We start from the raw sequence: 18,305 nt of genomic DNA, 5'->3' as shown, positions 1-18,305 counted from the left end.
CTGCAGGGCAGCGCGCGCCGGAAGGGAAACTTCGCCAACAATATCTCATTTATCTCGAGAATGTCGCACTCCGCTCACCACGGATGTTCCCACCCTCATTTCACACGCAAGCGCACAATCCGCGCCGCGCCTGCTCACTATGGATATTTCCCACCCTCATTTCACCTCCTCACCATTTTCGCCGTTTATGGTTTCTATTCGTTCATGGTTTAGCGTTGCTCCCCTCGGTCAGCAGTTGCGAAACCAGTTGCTCCATTTGCTCGGAGTAGCCGGGCTCGTAGCCGAACCACAGGGCGCGGATCACTCCCCGCCGGTCCAGCAGGACCGTCGTCGGGTAAACGAAGCCCCTCATGTCGGCCACGCTCGCCAAAACCTGGCGGTTGGCTCCGTCGGGGTCAACGTACGTCGGAAACGTCGCCTCGCGAGATTTAAGGAACTTTTCCGTTTCATCCTTCAGTTCCAATACGTTTTCCTGCGCGTGGCCACCGCTGGAAACCGAGATGAAAGCGAACTCCGGATTGCCCCGATTTTTGTCCCACAGTTCCACGAGGTGCGGAAATTCCTCCACGCAATAGCCGCACCAAGGTCCCCAATAGTTGATCAGCGTGACTTTGCCCCGCAGCGCTTCCAGCGATACGCCTTCGGTCGCGCCGGTCAGCGGCTGCAGCTCCAGCGCCGGCAGCGGCTGACTCACGCCCGGCTGATTGATCGCCTGCTGAAATTGAATGTGCGGCCTGAGATAACTCAGCCAAAGCACCACCAACACCGCGCCCACGGCCACCACGCCCCAGGTTCCCCATGCGGAACGAGCCGGCGGCGGCGAGTTTGGTTCCGATTGCATTTCGTCAGGCATGGCAGCCATTCGGTTCGGTTTTCGTGGCGAAGCGTTACGCAGAAGTTCCGTAGTAATGATACAATGTGGCCACCGTTCCGACACTCCCGCGGCAGTAAACGGGCACGAGCAAAGCAACCTTAATAATCGACGATTGTGGAATCTTATGCACATTGAAGTCGAGCAAAAATTTCCGCTGGAAGATGTCGCCGGGGTGGAGCGGCGGCTGTGCGCATTGGGCGCGCGAGAAGAAGATGTCGTCGAGCAAGTCGACCAGTATTTCAATCATCCGGCGCGCGATTTCGCACAGACCGACGAAGCCCTGCGACTGCGCAGCGTGGCGGCCGACAACTTCATCACGTACAAAGGGCCGAAACTCGACGCCACGACCAAAACCCGCCGCGAGATTGAACTCCCCTTGCCCTCCGGCTCTGCCATGGCGGCCGACTTCGCCCGGCTGCTGGAGTCGCTTGGCTTTCGGCCCGTGGGCATCGTGCGCAAAACCCGCCGGCGGTTTTCCGTCCCGTGGCAGGGAAAGTCGATCGAAGCCGCCGTCGACCAGGTGGACGGTTTGGGCCAATTTCTGGAACTGGAGCTATTGGCTACCGAAACCGACCTTGATGCCGCTAAATCTTCTATTGCTTCCCTGGCTTCCGCGGTAGGACTTTTTCGAAACGAACGCCGCAGTTATCTGGAATTGCTGCTGGCCGGCCGTGAAGCGACCATTGCAACCGCGACTCCCCTGCTGAGATAATAGCTTTTCGGGGCGGGAGTCGGGATTTTTGGCATTCGTCTGAAAATCACCTGGAACTCTGCTACGGGTGAAGTATGCGCCGTGCGCGGCTTTACAAGCGCCAATTGTATTTGGCCTTCGAGCAACTGGAACTACGCGCCATGCTATCGGTGGGCGCGGGAACCATTGCGCGGCCGCTCGTCGGCGCAGCATCAACGGGTTTGTCCGCAACAGTAAGTATGGCAAAAGTGTCGTCGTCCGTTCTCGGGCAGTCGGCAAGAACTGCGACTGCCGCGGTGGTAAAGCCGGCGGTTACCGCTTCTTTGCCAGGAGACTTAAATCAAGATGGCCAACTCGATCCGGGCGACGTGATTGCTATGGAGATGGCTTTGGTGGACCCGACCACTTATGCCAACAATCACGGTCTCACCTACCAGCAGTTAGTGACCCTGGCCGATGCCAACGGCGATGGTAAATTCACGAACGCCGATTTGCAATTTTTGTTGCAGGCGATCAGGAACCCGCCGAAGCCGCCACCACCCCCGCCTCCGACACAAAATGCAGTGCCGCTGATTATTCCCGCTGGGTCGAACGTGGCAGCCAGCGTGACGCCAGCGAATTCATCCACAGCGCCGCCTGCGTCGCAGGGTGGTGTCAGCCGCACTGCCGGTGTTTTTACCCCCTTGGGATCTGCCGAGGCGCTGTTGGCAGGTGGCGGGGGCGATTCGCAGCCGAGCCCGCCCACGGTGACGAACAACGGCCCGCCGATGCCGACGCGCTCGACAACCAGCGACATCGCATTAGTTGCCTTTGCTCCGCATCAATCTTCCGGCGGCGGCGATGCCGTGGAAAACATGCTCATGAAAATCGCCGACGTGGAAGAGCCACAGTTGCTGGCCATTGAATACGGTGATGAAGTGGTGAAACGGGAAGTGACGGTCCATAAAACCGTTGTGCCGTCGGTTCCCGCGGAACAGCCGGTGGTTGCGCCGCTGGCCGAAGCTCCTGTGCTTGCGCCCGTGGTGGAAAAGCTTACGGAGTTCCCGTGGCGCAGTTATGTATGGTTGTTGGCAATCCCAGCCGGCGCCGGGGTTGCGGCCGCCGCTTGGTGGATGTGTCGGCAGCGTCAACAAGGCAGCGGAAACGTGGGAACGCTGCTTCGTCGTTTGTGGTATTAAATCGAATGCTCGACAGTTCAACCCAATTGGAAGTGGGGCAAAAAGCACGCAGAGGTCAGAAAATACGGGACGCATAAGAAACTCAACTCATCAATCATTACCTTACAACATGTAGACGAAAGACACTCCGCAGCGACCACTCGTTGGAGAACAGCCATGTTACCCACACCTGATGAAACCACGCAGCTTGATGTTCGCCCGCCTAGCGACCTTCAACGGCCGCCTTCGAGCAGCGGAGGTGGAAAAATACAGGGCGCGACTGTGCCGCGCGATCATGATGGAACCGATCGAGCGCCGCAGGATTTTACCGTGGAGAAACCACCGGCCAAAATTGGCCGTTACGAGTGTCGCCAGCAAATTGGTTCCGGCACCTTTGGTGCGGTGTACTTGTGCTACGATCCGCAGCTGAAAAGGAATGTGGCCATCAAGCTTCGTCATCAGCGTACTTCGCCGCTGGATGAAAGCACGGCCGAATTGTTACACGAAGCGCAAAGCGTGGCCCGCTTGCGGCATCCGGAGATTGTCGCGGTTTTGGATACCGGCTGCACAGAGGATGGTCGGGGCTACATTGTTTATGAATATGTGGAAGGCAGTAATTTGAAGCAGCGCATCGATGCGGCTGATTTCACACGGGAGGACGCCATTGGCTGGATCGCTGAAACTGCCGATGCCTTGCATTACGCGCATTTGCAGGGGTTGGTCCACCGCGACATCAAGCCAGCCAATATTCTGATCGACCGTTCCAGCCATATCCGGCTGGCCGATTTCGGTTTGGCGAAATTGGACGATAGTTTTTTCACCGACGACGCAGGCCGCGTGTTGGGCACGGTGGCTTATATGAGCCCGGAACAGGCCGATGGGAAATCGCACTGGGCGACGTCGCAATCGGACATATATTCGCTGGGCGTGGTGTTGTACGAGCTACTGTGCGGCCGGCGGCCTTTTAATTCGGAAAGTTCGATCGATTTGCTGGAGCAGGTGAAGTTCCGCGCGCCGCCGCCGCCGCGTACCATTCACGACGATATTCCCAAGCCTTTGGAGCAGATTTGCCTGCACGCCATGGCCAAGGAGCCGGCCGACCGGTTCACCACGGCGGCCGATATGGCGGCGGAGTTGCGCGCTGTTTTAGCCGGGCCGCCGCGACGCCGCAGCGCATTGCATTATTTAATTGCCGCGTTGGGGGCGATGGCTTTAATCGTTGCGGCCGCCATGTGGATCCTGCACAGTCGGCAAATGGATCGTACTGATGAAGAAACGATGGTGCCCAGCAGCGCTTCCAGCGCCGCGCCGGCGGTTGCCGTCGCTCCCAAGCCGCCCGAGCTGGAAATTTTATTGCAACGGAGATTACAGGCCGACGAATTTGTTCTACTCAGTCCCAAGCAAACGCCGATTTACACGGGCGACAAAGTGCAACTGCACGTGAAGCTCGACCGGCCGGCCTATGTCTATTTGCTCTGGTACGACGCGCACGGCAAGCCCACGCTTTTGTGGCCGGCCTCCGAGGCGGATTTGGGACAGCAACACGTGGTCAAGGAAGTTTGGAGTCCGCCGGGCGCAGAGCAAAACGGGTCGACCAAATGCTGGCCCGTGGAGGGAGATCCCGGCGCGCAACTGGCGTTGGTTGCCACGGCTGAAAAACCGTTGTCGGCCGTGGACCTGGATCAATTTGAGCATCTCACCTTTGTGCTGAACGACGAATTGACGCGCCCCAGGCAAATGCTGGAGTTTGTCCATCCGGACTTGGCGTTGGTTGCGAATGCGCGCGGCCTGGGAATGAACCCGATCGTAACGACCAAGCGCGCCGTCCAGGCTTTGGAGCCGGAATTAGATTCTCGGTTTAGCACCTATCGCGGTTGGTTGTTCTTTGAAGAAGGGACAAAACCGTGACTAGGGTGCCGGACCACGAGTCGCCGCGTCGCTGGCGGTTGGCCGCGCAGGCCGCTTGGGCTCTGAGCTTGTGCGGACTGTGGCTGATGGTCGGCGTCCTGCTCGCCGACATGCCACCGGCCGACGTGCGATTAGCGAACGACCTGTACCACGCTGGCCAATACCGTCAGGCCGTGGACATGCTCGACCAATTGCTGGAACCGCGCGCGGCCGCCAACCTTTCTGAGCCGATTTTGATTTCCGCGCTGGATTTAGCGGTGGAAGTCAATCAAGCTTCAGGCCGTTTTGATGTGGCGCTCCAATATGCGCGTCGCCGCGAACAGCTGTTCGATCGTCAAACGCAAGACTCACCCGCCAAACTGAATATTCAACGCCAGACCCTGGCACTCACGATGGCTGATTTGCAAATGGCATTGGATCGGCCAGCAGAAGCTGAAAAATCCCTGCGCGCGGCGTTCGCGCTGCCGGAAGGCGCGCGGCTAAACGACCCAACGTGGGAAGCCGACGTTCAAGTTCGTCTGGCCCGGGCAATTGCTGCCCAAGAAAGCGCCCATGGCCAGGCGATTGCCCAACAACGTGCTCAACAACAGTGGACCTTAGCAGAATCTAATGCCAGCCAGGCCGTTAGCGGTTGCCTGCGTAGCCGTTCGGAAGCGAAGCAATTGTTGACGGCAACGAAATTGCAGACTGAATGTTTGTTGGCATTGAACCGCGCAGGCGAGGCGGCTGCGCTGGTTGATCGTTTGTTACGCGATGGGCTGCCAGACCGGGATGAAAAATCACGGATTGATTTGAGTGATGAATTGGCACAATGTCGCCATGCGGAGCACAATTACGCCGCGGAACGCACGGCTTTAGAACAAACACTGGACTGGCAGCAACAGGCCGATCACAGCGAACCAACCGTCGCACAAGCTGCGCTTTTCAATCGCTTGGCCCAAGCACTGCAAGCGTTGGGAGAAGATGCGCATGCTGTAGAGAAATGGAAATCGGCGGCAAAACTGTATCACGAACTTTTAGGCCAAGCGACCGACGATTCCGGCAAGGCGAATAGCAAACCCGAAGCAAAATTCCTCGAGCTGCAATGTCTTCAGGGACTGCAAGAAATTGATTTGCGGTTGGGCGACTGGTCGGACGGCGTGCAAATCTCACGACAATTGCTCCAACGATTAGAACCGCGGCTGCGGTCTGACGATCCGGCCCTGATTCGCGCCCAGACGGCGCTGGGAGCGTTTTTGGCCAAAACCGACGATTGGAACGCAGCCCGGCCCCTCTTGCAGCAAGCGGCCGAGTTTTGGCGCGCTCGTATTCCCCCGGCACCCGCGGAGTTGGCTGGAACGCTGGTAAATTTGGCGGAAATCGCCCGTCAAACCGGCAGCTTTGCCCAAGCTCAATCGCTGTTGGAAGAAGCGCTCGCGTTGTATCGCACGGCTCTGTCGCCGGACGACGTCAAATTGGGCGATACGCTTTCGAATTTGGCGGCAGTGCAAAACGCTCGAGGCCAATTCTACGAGGCAGTGACGAATTTCCGGGAAGCGGAGTCAGTTTGCCGCGCTCTGGCAAATGTCGATAACCCTCGTGCGGAAGAATTGCTGGGCGCTACGCTGCTCGATTTATCGATGTTATACAAAGCACAGCGACAGTTCGATGCCGCCGCGACAACTTGCGAGCAAGCACTGGCTCTGGCGAAAAAACGGCATCCTTCAGATACCAATCTTGCGCTGTTGCCGTTTCACATTGCTTTGGCGTCCCTCTATTTGGCCGAAGATGTTTCGCCGCAGGATGAATCGATGGTTCCAGTATCGCAAGAGAACCAAGTCAATCTTTCCAGCGATCAGCCCGTAGGCGCGGTCAACGCGGCGCTACAACAAGCCGATTCCCATATTCATTCCGCGCTTGATCTTTGCACCCTGCATCATTTGCTGCAAAAGCCCGCCGCAGCCAATGTGTTGCATCTGGCAGCTACGCTGCAATATCGCCGGGGTGATTTGAACGCCGCGCAAGAAACGTGGCAATCGGCGCTGCAAATCGCCCAGCAAAATGGCCAAACCGCCGTGGCCTTTCGCTGCTTGAGTTATTTGGGCCAAGTCGCCGTCAAACAAGGCAAGCTCGACGAGGCGGAAGCCATTTCGCGCCGCGCCGTCGCATTGCAGGAAATCGTTCAAGCTTACCCCGCCATGCACTACATGGCGCTGGTGAACCGTGCCCAGGTGCTCCGCAAACTGGGACGCAAGGACGAAGCCTTGGAGTGTTTGCAGGAAGCGGTGCGGGTCATTGAATCGCCACGTGCAGAAACCACGGGCGGCGAGGCGAAACGGGCCGTATATTTTGCACAATTTTCAGCGGCGTTTGATTTGTTGGTCGATTGGAGCGTGGAGGAAAATCGCTGGGACGATGCGCTGAGTTATGCCGAGGCAGGCCGCAATCGAACTTTTCTCGACGAGATGCGAGCGGTGGGCGTTGATTTGCGAGCCTCGCTACGGGGCACGCCCCAGGAACACTTGCTCGATGACGAAAAGCAAATCTTGTCGCAATATCATGCACTGCAGGCCAAGGCGATCGAGCGGCTTGCTTCTGAAGACGACGCTGGAGCCGCGGCCAACGCAACAAATCAGTTGCCAAACCAGACCAGCAAAGCAGAATCATTAAGCAATTCCGTAGACAATTCTGCCAGCGACTCGGCCGAGTTGGCACGCCGCTTGGCCGAATTGCGCCGACAATATGCAGATATCCAAACAGCCATCCGCGACGCAAGCCCTTTTTATCGGGAATTGCTCTTGGGCAATCGCGGTTTGCAAGCGTGGCCCGTCGTCAAGCCCCACGTGTTGTCTTCCGACAGCGTCATGCTGCTTTATAATCTCGGTCAAACCGGCGGACACTTGTTTTTGATCGATGGCAATTCGAACTTGCACAATGCTTCCATCGATCACACCGCTGTGGAGAACGCCGGCGATTCCTACAGTGGCAATGCTTCAAACAGCAAGAGCGAGGTCACGCACTACTGCCTGACGGTATCGCCGGAGCAATCGTCGCGGTTGGGCATTCCGCCCGGTCCGCTGTCGCGCCAAGCGGCCGCCCAATTGGTGTTCCGTTACGTGACAACGCTTTGCGAACCCGAGCAAACGCGCGGCGCCAATCGTGGTTTGGGGGCAAAGGCCATCACGAGCGCTAAGTATGCCGTGGGACCGATTGAGCAAACGATGATTACCGACATCCTCGTTCCGCCGCCCGTGCGCGAAGAATTGCATCGCCTCAATCCACGGTATATTACCGTGGTTCCCGATGGAGCGCTGGACCAGCTTCCGTTGGAAGCATTATGTGTGTCCGTGGATCCGCCTCGTTATTTGCTCGATGAACTGCCCCCCATCGCTTATGCACCATCGGCGATGATTTTGGCGGCAATTGCGGAGCGCAAATCTCCAGACAGTGTGAACGATTATTCCTTGCTGACCGTCGGCAATCCGCGCTATCCAGAAATTGATCCGGCGGTTAGTCGCTCTTCCAGCGACGTGGCCTTGGCCGATTATATGGCCGCGGGGGGCACCCTTTCGCCCCTCCCCGGCACATCGACCGAATGCCGCAAGGTTGCCGCCGCCCTGCGCTCCGCAGGCGTGAGTAATGTGACCACGCTAGAAGACAGCAAGGCCTCGGAACTTAATGTGCGCGAGCAATTATCTGGTCGGCGGTTTGTGCATTTGGCGGCGCATGGCCTGGTCGACCAGCAATATCAAAATTTATTCGGCGCGCTGGCGTTAACACAGCCGGAGAATTTCCAGAACACTACGACCGAGAACGATGGCTTTCTGTCGCTGTTCGAAATCTATGGTCTGCCGCTGGGAGACTGCGAATTGGTTGTGCTCAGCGCCTGCCAAACGAACGTGGGCCCGGATCGTCCGCTGGAAGCTGGTTCCACCATGGCTCGGGCGTTTTTGGCGGCCGGAGCGCGACGTGTGGTGTGCAGCCATTGGGATGTCGATGACGAGTCGACGTCAGAACTGATCGGCGCCTTCGCAGCCGGCTTGGGCGAGGCGCTCCGTGCCGGTCAAAAACCAAATTACGCCGTCGCCTTGGCCGAGGCCCGAAAATACGTGCGGGGACAATCCAAATGGTCGTCGCCATATTATTGGGCGCCATTTGTACTAATGGGCCCGGCAAGATAAGGCGGAGGCATTCTTCGCAATGGTATTCAAAAGGGCCGGAGATTGCCGCATTTCACGGTATTTTCATAGGCGGGGATCAAACGAAGCCTAAGTAGCGTCTATAATCGTATAAGTGGACAGTGGCTTAAACTACCGTCCCCGCTCGACTGCCGTTAGGGCAGTTAAGCAGGATTGCTGGCAGCGAGGAACACCAAGTGGCCACAGGAATTGCATCGCCAGATTCCGGTTCTAGGCCGACGCCGCAAAAGCCAGGCGGCAAATCATCTGTCGGCAAAGCTTCCCATCGCGACCAGTTAATCGATGGGCAGTTGCGTCGAACCCGCAGTCGGGTGAAAGCCGTGGAAGTTGCCGTCGGGCTGATGACATTGGCCGTGGCGGCTTTGGCGTTTTTCCTATTGGTGGTGGTGTTCGATCATTGGGTGCTTCACGGCGGGCTGAGTTCTGCGGAGCGGTTTTTTCTGTTTGGAATGCTGATCCTCGGCGCCGGCTATTGGTTGGCGACCGCCGTTTTGCCGGCGGTATTTGGCCGGGTGAATCCGATTTACGCGGCGCAAACCATTGAACGCAGCAAGCCCTCGCTTAAAAACAGCCTGATTAACTTTTTACTGTTTCGCAAGCAACGCAACAGCCTCCATCAAGTGGTTTACAACGCGCTGGAGGAACAAGCGGTTACCGACCTTTCCGGCGCTCACGTGGAAAGTGCCGTCGATCGGACTCGTCTGATTCATTTGGGTTATGTGTTGATCGGCTGCGTGATTGCTTTCGCTGTATACTTTGTCTTTTCGCCTAAGGATCCTTTTACCACGGTTCAGCGCGTTGTTTTGCCGTGGGTCGATGTCCCGGCGCCGGCGCGCGTCAGCATCCTCGACATTCGGCCGGGCAATACCACGGTCTTTCGCGGCCAGCCGGTGCCAGTTTCCGCCGAAATTCAAGGTTTGGGCGGCGACGAAAATGTCAAGCTGTTGTACACCACGGCCGATCGCCAAATTGTCGACCAGGCAATCGAGCTGCACGTGCCGGAGGGTTATCGCCACACCGGTGTTCTGCCGGAGAGTCAGGAGGGCATTCAGCAAGACGTTGATTATCGAATCGAGGCGGGCGACGCCGTTAGCAGCATTTACCATGTGCATGTGGTGCCTGCGCCAACAATTGTCGTGGACCGTGTCGATTACAAGTATCCGGCCTACACTCGGCTCGATTCAGTCACGGTGCCGCACCGCGGCGATTTGAAGGCGCTGGAAGGCACGCAGGTCACCATTCATGGCGCGGCCAATCAGCCGATTAAATCGGCTTCGATCGATTTTAACTGCGACGGCAAATCTGACGGGGCAATGAAAGTCGACGGGCAGGACGCCACGATTTCGTTCATCCTGTCGCTGAACGATGCCCGCACCGCGCCCCGATACGACAGTTACCAGTTGCAGATCGTCAATATGCAAGGGCTGGAAAATCCCGAACCCATCAAGCACGGCATCGAAGTGGTGCCCGATCTGCCGCCCGAAGTGGCGTTTTTGGCCCCGCAACAAGACGAAATCTCGGTGCCCGTAGATGGCAGCGTCGTGCTGGAAGTGCGCGCGATCGATCCCGACTTTGCGCTGAGCGGCGTCAAACTGTTGGCCAAAACCGAGCGCGGCGCGCTGGTCGATCAAGCGTTGTTGCCCGATGCGCCGCACGTAGGTCCGTTCAACGGAAAATATCAATTTTCACCTGCGAAGTTGGGTTTGAAAGAGGGAGACATCGTGCGTTATGTAGCGGTGGCGGACGATAACAAAACGCCGCAAGCCAACGAATCGACGTCTTCAGAGCGGCGGATTCGTATTGTCGCGGCCGAAAATGCCAACCCTCGGCAACAGGCTGATCCGCTTGCGCAAAACGACGCGCCCCAGGATCAAACGAAAGCACCGTCTGATGTGCGCAACGACGGCCGAGTACAAAATCAAGGTCAGGGAAACCGCGCTTCCAAAAATGACGATTTGCAACCGCAGAATCCCCCGAATGAAAAGCAGCCTGACAACGGCGATAATCAGCAGAACAATCAAAACAATCAACGGCAGAATGAAAACGATTTGGATCATGGACAGCAGTCCAACCATCAACCCCAGCTTCCGAACGCCGACAAAAATCCCGGAGATCAAACCGCAGCGCCGCTGGCCGACAAGCCGCGGCCGCCCCAACAGCCGGGTAACAAAAACAATCCGCAAAACGAGCAGCGCCCCCAAGACAACGAACCACGCCGCAACACGCCTCAAAATTCCGACGCACAACAACCAAACCCGGAAAAAAACGACGCCCATCAACGGCCCAATCAGTCCAACGATCAGTCGTCGAGCAACGATCAACAGCAAACCAGCAAAGATAATCAACCGGGGAACAACGACAATCAGCAGAAGAACAAAGATCAGCAGCAAGGGAATCAAGGCGGCAATTCACGCGGCGGACAGAGCGGAAAAAGCGGATCGCAACAATCGGGCGCCGGTTCATCGTCGGGCGCTCAGGATCAATCGCAATCAGAACAAAACGGAGCACAAAGCGGAACGCAATCCGGAAAACAAAGCAGCGACGGCTCGCAGAACAATCAGGGTCGTTCCGGCGATCGTTCGTCCTCGGCTGGTGGCCAAGAGCAATCCTCGGGGCAGCCGAACAAGAGTGCTCCGGTTCCTTCCGACGGAAGCGACGACGGCAAGGGCGTGGAACGCATCCTGCAGCGCTTTGAAAAGCAGGAATCGCAGCCCGGCGCCAATCAACAGGGCCAAGTGAATGATCGCAAACAAAACGGAAACGTCGACAAGCAGCAGCCCGAAAAGCAATCGTCCGATCAGCCCCCGTCCAACAAGCAAACCTCTGACAAGCAGCCGACTGATGAGCAATTATCTGAGAAGCAATCCGACCAAGCCGGTGCAAAGAACGATCAAGGGGAACAACACAAAAACAATGACAAGCAGGAACAGGCTGGCGCGAAACCATCCGGCGTGAATGAATCGGCCAGCGGAAAATCCGACAAAGGCGAATCCGAAAACGACGGCAAATCGAATGCTCAGCAAGGTAACACCGACAATCAGAATCCAAATTCACAAACCGGCGGCGATCAAACTTCTGGAAACAGTTCCAAACCCGAAAACGGGCAAGCTTCCGCCAATAATCAGCGGACCGATGGCGGGCAGCCCACTGGAGACGGCGAAAAGTCTCAGCAGGGACCGCAGACTGAAAATGGCCAGAAGTTAGACGGCCACAAACCTGATAGCCAAAAGAACGATGGTGGGCAGCCACGCAAGGAAAAATCATCCGATGCCCAAGGCTCGAAATCTGGCAGCCCATCGCCAGCGAACAACGGTGGCCAGAGTGAACAAGGCCAGAGCGAAAAGGGCCAAGGCAAAGACGGACAGAACAAAGAAGGACAGAACAAGGACGGCCAGAGCAAAGAAGATCAAAGCAAAAACGAGCAGGGCAAAGACGGACAAAGCACAGACGGACAGAAATCGGGCGACAAGTCGCCATCCAATGGAGAGAATCAATCGACGTTGGAAAAATCGAATTCGCGGACTGAAGACGGCCAGCCACAAGGGAAGCCGTCAGAAAAATCGTCCGACGATAACGCCACCCGTTCGCAGCAATCGCAGCCCGATACTTCCGCTGGTTCGCCAAGCAAGTCGGGCGACAGCCAAAGCAAAGATCAGCAGCAAAGCTCTCCCACTGGGCAGCAAAATGGGCAGCCCCGCGAAAAGCCCTCGGGCGACTCCAACAAGCCGAACGATTCGTCATCTTCGGACGCACAATCGTCCAGCAACAGTCAGCGGCCCTCGAACACGCGCGGGCAGCAAGACGGCGATCGATCGGGCAATGGTGGCCAAGGGGGCGGACAAGGGGCCAACAGCCAAGGCAAAGGCAGCGCCGGCCAGAACACGCCGTCAGACCAAGGCGCCGGCAAGTCGGAAGAACCTGGCAAGGGTGAGTCATCAGACAAGCCCGGGGGAGATCAAAAATCGGATCGGCCTACGGCCCAGGCAGGAAATCAAAAAGGTCAAGGCTCTTCCAGCGGCACGCCCAACAACGGGGAATCCAAGTCCAGTCCGGAATCCAAATCGAATTCGGATTCGCAAAATAAAAACGAATCGAGCGATGGCTCCGCGAACGGCGGCCAGCCGAGTTCCAATTCGGACTCCAGCTCTGCTTCCAATTCGAAGTCCAGCAGCCATTCGCAAGCGAAGCCCACGGGCCAGCGCGAAAATCAGTCGGATCAAAAACCGAACGAGCAACCGAAATCGGACGATTCGCAACCGGCCCCTTCGCGATTTACTCCCAATGCGCCGCAGCGGGAAGACCCTGCCTATCCGCATCCGCCTTCGCAGGGCGCGGCCAATGGAATGGGCGGATTGGGAAACGGCGACAGCGGCGCTGCGGCGGATGGTCCGCAAACCAAGCCTGATAATGCCAACTTGGATTACGCCAAAAAGGCCACGGAGCTGGCGCTGGAGCACCTGAAAAACGCGATGAAAAACGGCCAAGAAGGGAACGAGTTGCTGAAGAATTTGGGTTGGACGCGAGCCGAGGCCGAAGATTTCATCAAGCGTCAGGAGCAGCGGTTGCAAGATGCCCAGCGGCCCGATCCGAACGATCCGGCGCGGCGGGAGGCGGAAGACGCACTGCGCAGCCTGGGGTTGCGGCCCGACCGCACCGATCGCTCCGGCAATACGATCACCAGCGACGAGCAGCGCGGCCTGTCGAGCGGGCGCCACACCACTCCGCCGCCGGAATACATGGAACAGTACAAGGCTTACAGCCAGGGAATTAACAGCGGCAAGTAACTGGACCGTGGCCAGTGGTCGGTGGCCTGTTGCCGGTGTAGAGTAAGACGAATTATGGACTCTGCGCCGCGTTATCTTGTGCCGTTTCATCCCAAACGGGTGCCGCATCATTTTGCCGACGTGCTGATTATTGGTGGCGGGCTGGCCGGTTTGCGGGCGGCTAATGCCGTGGATCCCCTGCTTTCGGTGTTGGTCATCACCAAGGAAACTTCGCGGCAATCGAACAGCGCGTACGCACAAGGCGGCATTGCCGGAGTGCTCGACCCGGAAGATCGCTTTGAAGATCATATTGCCGACACGCTGACGGCCGGCGGCAAACTGTGCGACCGGGCCGTGGTGGAAATGGTGGTTCGCGATGCGCCGGAGCGAATTCGCGAGTTGATCGAGTGGGGCACGCACTTCGATGTGGAAGCCGGCGAGCTGGCCTTGGGGCGCGAAGGGGGCCACAGCCACGATCGCATTGTGCACGCGCTGGGGGACGCCACCGGCAAGGAAGTGATGCGGGCCGTCATCGCCCACACCGCCGGATTGCCCAACGTGCAAATGTGGGAAGACACATTCACGATCGATCTGCTCACATTCGAGGGGAACTGCCGCGGCGCGCTGGTGTGGAATGCCGAACATGGCAAAACCCTGGTCTGGGCCAAACAGACGATTTTGTGCACCGGCGGCTGCGGGCAAGTGTTTCGCGAGACGACGAATCCGGAAGTGGCCACCGGCGACGGGCTGGCCATTGCATGGCGGGCGGGCGCGGAACTGCGCGACATGGAGTTCATGCAATTTCATCCCACGGTGTTGTATATTGCCGGCAGCAGCCGTAATTTGATTACCGAAGCCATGCGCGGCGCGGGAGGGCAATTGACTGATCGGAACGGATACCGCTTCATGCCCGATTACGATCCGCGCGGCGAATTGGCCCCGCGCGACGTGGTAAGCCGAGCCATAGTTTCGCAGATGGAAAAAACGCGGCATCCGAATGTGTATTTGGATATGAGCCATTTGGATCCGGCCGTGGTTCGGGCCCGGTTTCCCGGCATGGCCGCCATTTGCGCCGAGTTTGGATTGGACATCACGCGCGATCCCATTCCCGTGCGTCCGGGAGCGCATTACATGATCGGCGGAGTGACGGTGGATTTGTCGGGCCACACCACGCTGCCGGGCTTGTGGGCGGCCGGAGAAGTGACTTCCAGCGGATTGCACGGCGCCAATCGGTTGGCGTCGAACAGTTTGTTGGAAGGATTGGTGTTCGGCACGTATGCCGGGGCGGGCGCCTCGGAAGCAGCGGCGCGCGTGCCCGACACGTTCCAAGTGCTGCCGCTGGAAAATCCGCCGGTGGTCGACGGGGGCGAGCCGTTGGATTTGGCCGACATCCGCAATTCGCTGAAAGCGTTGATGTGGCGATCCTGCGGCGTGCGGCGCGATGCCGAACATTTGACCGCCGCCGCGGAAGACATCGACCGGTGGTGCCGCTACGTGCTGCCCCGGCAGTTTACCGACCCCAAAGGCTGGGAATTGCAGAATATGCTCTCGATTTCGCGATTGATGATTCGGGCTGCCTGGCGGCGGGAAGAAACCCGCGGCGTACACGTACGGACAGATTTTCCCGCGACGGACGATGCCCACTGGCAGCGGCACCAGGCGTTTCGACAGAGCGTTTAACCGAAAATTATTTTGCGGCGGCCTGTGCGAAGAACGACTTGCAGCGCCACGCCAACGAACGAGACAGAACGCGACAGTGTATTTATGTTCACTATTTCAAGGCGTGCGCGGGTAGGTACGGTGGATGATGATGCGATTGGGCGGAAATGCATCGCAGGAGTCGCTGCCACAGCCAGGGTTGCCCGCGCTTGATTTGGGAAGTTTTTGTCGATGACAAATCGTCGCTTAGTGATTCAAACGGTGGGTGCACTTACGGTTTGTGCGGTGTTGGTGGCGTTTTGCTATGTGGCGATTGATCGCAGCGTCGCCCTGTGGGCTGACAATCATCCGTGGCTGTCGCCCGCTTGGATCTCTAATTCGCCCGATGTAATCATTGGCATGGAGGTTGTGGCTCCCGTGCTGTTGGTTTTGGCAGCAATTCGGCGACTTTGGGGACCGTGGCGACGGTGGGAGGCGATGGTCGCGGTGCTGGCCCTAAACGTGCTGGCGATGTTCATTTTGAAGCAAGGCCTGAAATGGATTTTTGGACGGCCCTGTCCCAAATTTTGGCTGGCCTACGAGCACTCCGTCATCGAAAACGCTGCGGCCTACCAATTTCATTGGTTCCAAGGGGGTCGCTCGCCGTACGATTCCTTCCCCTCAGGCCATGCGACCATCGCATGCGGGTTGGTGGCCCTGATGTGGGTGTTTTGGCCAAAGTGGCGGTGGCCGGCGGGGATCGTTTTGCTGGCGCTACTGGTTTGCCTGGTGACAACCAATTATCACTACGTGGGCGATGTGATTGCCGGCAGTTGCCTGGGCTGGCTCGGCGGCTGCTGGACCGCGCGCTTCCTGCCGAACTGGATGAAGCCGGAAGCGAATGGATCGACGATTCACGATTGAAATTCTCTCAGCCGGAGTTTGCCGATGCAGGTCATACAATGCGACGCAAAGTGGGCCGACCAAATCCTGGCAATCTTCAACGACGCCATTGCCAACACCACGGCACTCTACGATTATCACGCCCGGACAATGGATTCGATGCACGCCTGGTTCGACGACAAGCGGAAGGGCAACTATCCGATCATCGGCGTCGTGAACGAAGCGGGCCGGTTGATGGGATTTGGCACGTACGGCGTGTTTCGAGTGCGGCCGGCTTACAAATACACGGTGGAACATTCGCTCTACGTCGATGCCCAGTTTCGCGGGCAGGGGGTGGGCAAACTATTGATGCGCGAGATTATCGCGGCGGCCCAAGGGCAGAATTACCACGTGCTGGTTGGCGGAGTCGATTCGCAGAACGCTGTCAGTATTGCGCTACACAAGCAGTTTGGGTTTACGCACTGCGGGACGATTCGCCAGGCGGGTTTCAAATTCGGCCGCTGGCTCGATTTGGATTTTTACCAACTGATTTTGAAAACGCCGGAGAAGCCGGTGGATGGGTGAGAGCCTGAGTTTCAGATAGCGCGCACGGCTAGCGCCTCGCGGCTAAACGTAGTTCGCGGTGACGAAAGCAATCTACCGTGTGGTCGTTGACCATGCCGACGGCTTGCATGTGCGCGTACACGACCGTCGGGCCCATGAATTGGAAGCCGCGCTGCTTCAGGTCTTTCGACCAGCGCAGGGCGACATCGTCGTACGGCGGAACTTCCTTCATGCTGCGGAAGCGGTTGACGATGGGTTGGCCGTCGACCCAGCGCCACATGTATTTGGCGAACGTGCCGAACTCGTCGCGCACTTCCAGAAATCGCTGGGCGTTGTTCACGGTGGCTTTGATTTTGGCTCGATTGCGGACAATGCCGGCATCGGCGGACAGCCGCTTGAGATCGCGCGCGGTGAAGCGAGCCACTTTGTTGAAATCGAAGCGGGCGAAGGCGGCGCGAAAGTTTTCGCGCTTGTGCAACACACAGCGCCACGACAGGCCCGCCTGAAACGCTTCCAGAACGAGGAATTCGAACAGCTTGCGGTCGTCGTGCAGCGGCACGCCCCATTCGGTATCGTGGTAGGCCACGTACAAAGGGTCATCCAGCGGCGGCCAGGGGCAACGAGCGAGTGCGGTCATGAGGAACGAAGAATGGGAAGTGGTGATTGGTTAGGAGTGAGTGGGGAAAGAGAGTGACGGACGAGACAGGGTATAGCCGCGATGCGCCAGCGGAGCGCTCGGCGAAGATTAGCTTGGATGTTGTCTTATCCAGTATTCGCGGAAGGACCGCAAACGAGGAAGCGATTCAAGATCTCTTTGCCGACCGGCCGCTGCCTTGCTGGCGATGATGTCGTCGATGTGGCAAACTGGAAAGCCTTCGACATTGACGTGTCGCTGCCAGGCGTCTTGGAACTGTTCGATTCCGTCGGGCGCGAAGATCAGATCGAGATCGAAGGGGCCATTCTTGAGTTGGACGAAGTCTTTGCCCTGTTCGATTTCGGCGGCTTGCTGATCGCTCAGCGAAAAATTTAATTCGCGCAAAGCCAGAATGAGAGCGCGGCAATTTCCTTCCTTTTTTTCGACGTACAGATCCGCATCTTGTGTCGTGTCCGGAAAGCCTAATAGAATTGCTCCGGATTTTCCAATAAATAGGAACCTTATGCCGTGCCGTGCGAAAACATCGCGAATTTCCTCAGCCTGACGATATTCAAACACGCCCATAACCGAGCCAATCAGGTAAGTTTTGTTCGCACCATTGCCGATAGTCTGCCAGCGAATCGAAGGCTCGAAACGCGACATCGTCCAGCACAGGCTTATGAGTGCGAATGAATGCGTATTTGAAGCGTTCGCGCAGGGGTCTGGCCGCCGCCGCCGCAAAGTCTGCGAAGTCTGCGGTTGAAATTGAGGAGGTTGTCGGGACTAGATTGGGTAGGGGCATGTTTCGCAGCCGGTAAGAGAAGCGGATAAAAGAATTGTATCACGTCGGAGGGCGATCCAAACCGTAGTTTTTTGCGTAGGGAGTTGGTCTGGACAGATTAGATTCTGGAATTGTAAGTTCTTGGGCAGACAGTGGTTGAGCCCAGCACGAGATATTCGTCGGTGCTTCACTAGCCAGCGGAGTATAAGCGCCGTAAACTACTGCCGGAATTAGT

11 protein-coding genes are annotated in these 18,305 nt (G+C 57.6%); 8 read left to right on the top strand and 3 right to left on the bottom strand.

Features of this window, described 5'->3' with window-relative positions:
* Positions 1 to 202 precede the first annotated feature (202 nt).
* Positions 203 to 853 carry a TlpA disulfide reductase family protein gene (locus tag VMJ32_14395; GenBank protein ID HTQ40213.1) on the bottom strand — a complete coding sequence of 217 codons (651 nt, stop codon included), beginning with the start codon at positions 851 to 853 and terminating at the stop codon, positions 203 to 205.
* 145 nt (positions 854 to 998) lie between these two features.
* Here VMJ32_14395 and cyaB point away from each other — a divergent pair, with 145 nt between their 5' ends.
* From cyaB to VMJ32_14355, 8 genes are all read left to right on the top strand, one after another.
* The gene (gene cyaB / locus VMJ32_14390; protein HTQ40212.1) at positions 999 to 1,586 is read left to right on the top strand and encodes a class IV adenylate cyclase; all 588 of its coding nucleotides are present in this window, start codon (positions 999 to 1,001) and stop codon (positions 1,584 to 1,586) included.
* Between the two features lie 74 nt (positions 1,587 to 1,660).
* Complete coding sequence (locus VMJ32_14385) at positions 1,661 to 2,743, top strand: dockerin type I repeat-containing protein (protein ID HTQ40211.1); 1,083 nt, start codon at positions 1,661 to 1,663, stop codon at positions 2,741 to 2,743.
* A 156-nt stretch (positions 2,744 to 2,899) separates the two neighbouring features.
* Entirely contained in the window at positions 2,900 to 4,630 is a 1,731-nt protein-coding gene (locus tag VMJ32_14380; GenBank protein ID HTQ40210.1) for a protein kinase, read from the top strand.
* The gene (locus VMJ32_14375; GenBank protein ID HTQ40209.1) at positions 4,627 to 8,790 is read left to right on the top strand and encodes a CHAT domain-containing protein; all 4,164 of its coding nucleotides are present in this window, start codon (positions 4,627 to 4,629) and stop codon (positions 8,788 to 8,790) included. The genes VMJ32_14380 and VMJ32_14375 overlap by 4 nt, the downstream gene beginning before the upstream one ends.
* A 194-nt stretch (positions 8,791 to 8,984) precedes the next feature.
* A complete protein-coding gene (locus tag VMJ32_14370; GenBank protein ID HTQ40208.1) occupies positions 8,985 to 13,592 on the top strand; it encodes a hypothetical protein in 4,608 nt (1,535 codons plus the stop codon).
* A gap of 54 nt (positions 13,593 to 13,646) precedes the next feature.
* The gene (nadB, locus tag VMJ32_14365) at positions 13,647 to 15,251 is read left to right on the top strand and encodes an L-aspartate oxidase (protein HTQ40207.1); all 1,605 of its coding nucleotides are present in this window, start codon (positions 13,647 to 13,649) and stop codon (positions 15,249 to 15,251) included.
* Positions 15,252 to 15,461: 210 nt separating this feature from the next.
* Positions 15,462 to 16,133, top strand: coding sequence for a phosphatase PAP2 family protein (locus VMJ32_14360; protein HTQ40206.1), 672 nt, complete (start codon positions 15,462 to 15,464; stop codon positions 16,131 to 16,133).
* Positions 16,134 to 16,157: 24 nt separating this feature from the next.
* The gene (locus tag VMJ32_14355) at positions 16,158 to 16,676 is read left to right on the top strand and encodes a GNAT family N-acetyltransferase (protein ID HTQ40205.1); all 519 of its coding nucleotides are present in this window, start codon (positions 16,158 to 16,160) and stop codon (positions 16,674 to 16,676) included.
* Between the two features lie 28 nt (positions 16,677 to 16,704).
* Here the strand turns inward: VMJ32_14355 and VMJ32_14350 are convergent, their stop codons facing one another.
* Together VMJ32_14350 and VMJ32_14345 are read right to left on the bottom strand one after the other, a co-directional pair.
* Positions 16,705 to 17,292, bottom strand: coding sequence for a DNA-3-methyladenine glycosylase I (locus VMJ32_14350; GenBank protein HTQ40204.1), 588 nt, complete (start codon positions 17,290 to 17,292; stop codon positions 16,705 to 16,707).
* Positions 17,293 to 17,400: 108 nt separating this feature from the next.
* On the bottom strand, positions 17,401 to 17,874 hold the full coding sequence (locus tag VMJ32_14345; GenBank protein HTQ40203.1) for a hypothetical protein: 474 nt from the start codon (positions 17,872 to 17,874) through the stop codon (positions 17,401 to 17,403).
* Between the last annotated feature and the right edge of the window lie 431 nt (positions 17,875 to 18,305).

Source organism: Pirellulales bacterium (assembly GCA_035499655.1).
In the GTDB taxonomy this organism is placed as follows: domain Bacteria; phylum Planctomycetota; class Planctomycetia; order Pirellulales; family JADZDJ01; genus DATJYL01.
The sequence above is the reverse complement of the archived record's forward strand: the minus strand, read 5'-3'. Positions and strand labels throughout refer to the sequence as shown.

Coding starts and splice junctions, on each gene's coding strand:
- VMJ32_14380 (HTQ40210.1), top strand. CDS start 2,900: ATGTTACCCACACCTGATGAAACCACGCAGCTTGATGTTCGCCCGCCT.
- cyaB (HTQ40212.1), top strand. CDS start 999: ATGCACATTGAAGTCGAGCAAAAATTTCCGCTGGAAGATGTCGCCGGG.
- VMJ32_14345 (HTQ40203.1), bottom strand. CDS start 17,874: ATGGGCGTGTTTGAATATCGTCAGGCTGAGGAAATTCGCGATGTTTTC.
- VMJ32_14350 (HTQ40204.1), bottom strand. CDS start 17,292: ATGACCGCACTCGCTCGTTGCCCCTGGCCGCCGCTGGATGACCCTTTG.
- VMJ32_14395 (HTQ40213.1), bottom strand. CDS start 853: ATGCCTGACGAAATGCAATCGGAACCAAACTCGCCGCCGCCGGCTCGT.
- VMJ32_14385 (HTQ40211.1), top strand. CDS start 1,661: ATGCGCCGTGCGCGGCTTTACAAGCGCCAATTGTATTTGGCCTTCGAG.
- nadB (HTQ40207.1), top strand. CDS start 13,647: ATGGACTCTGCGCCGCGTTATCTTGTGCCGTTTCATCCCAAACGGGTG.
- VMJ32_14360 (HTQ40206.1), top strand. CDS start 15,462: ATGACAAATCGTCGCTTAGTGATTCAAACGGTGGGTGCACTTACGGTT.
- VMJ32_14355 (HTQ40205.1), top strand. CDS start 16,158: ATGCAGGTCATACAATGCGACGCAAAGTGGGCCGACCAAATCCTGGCA.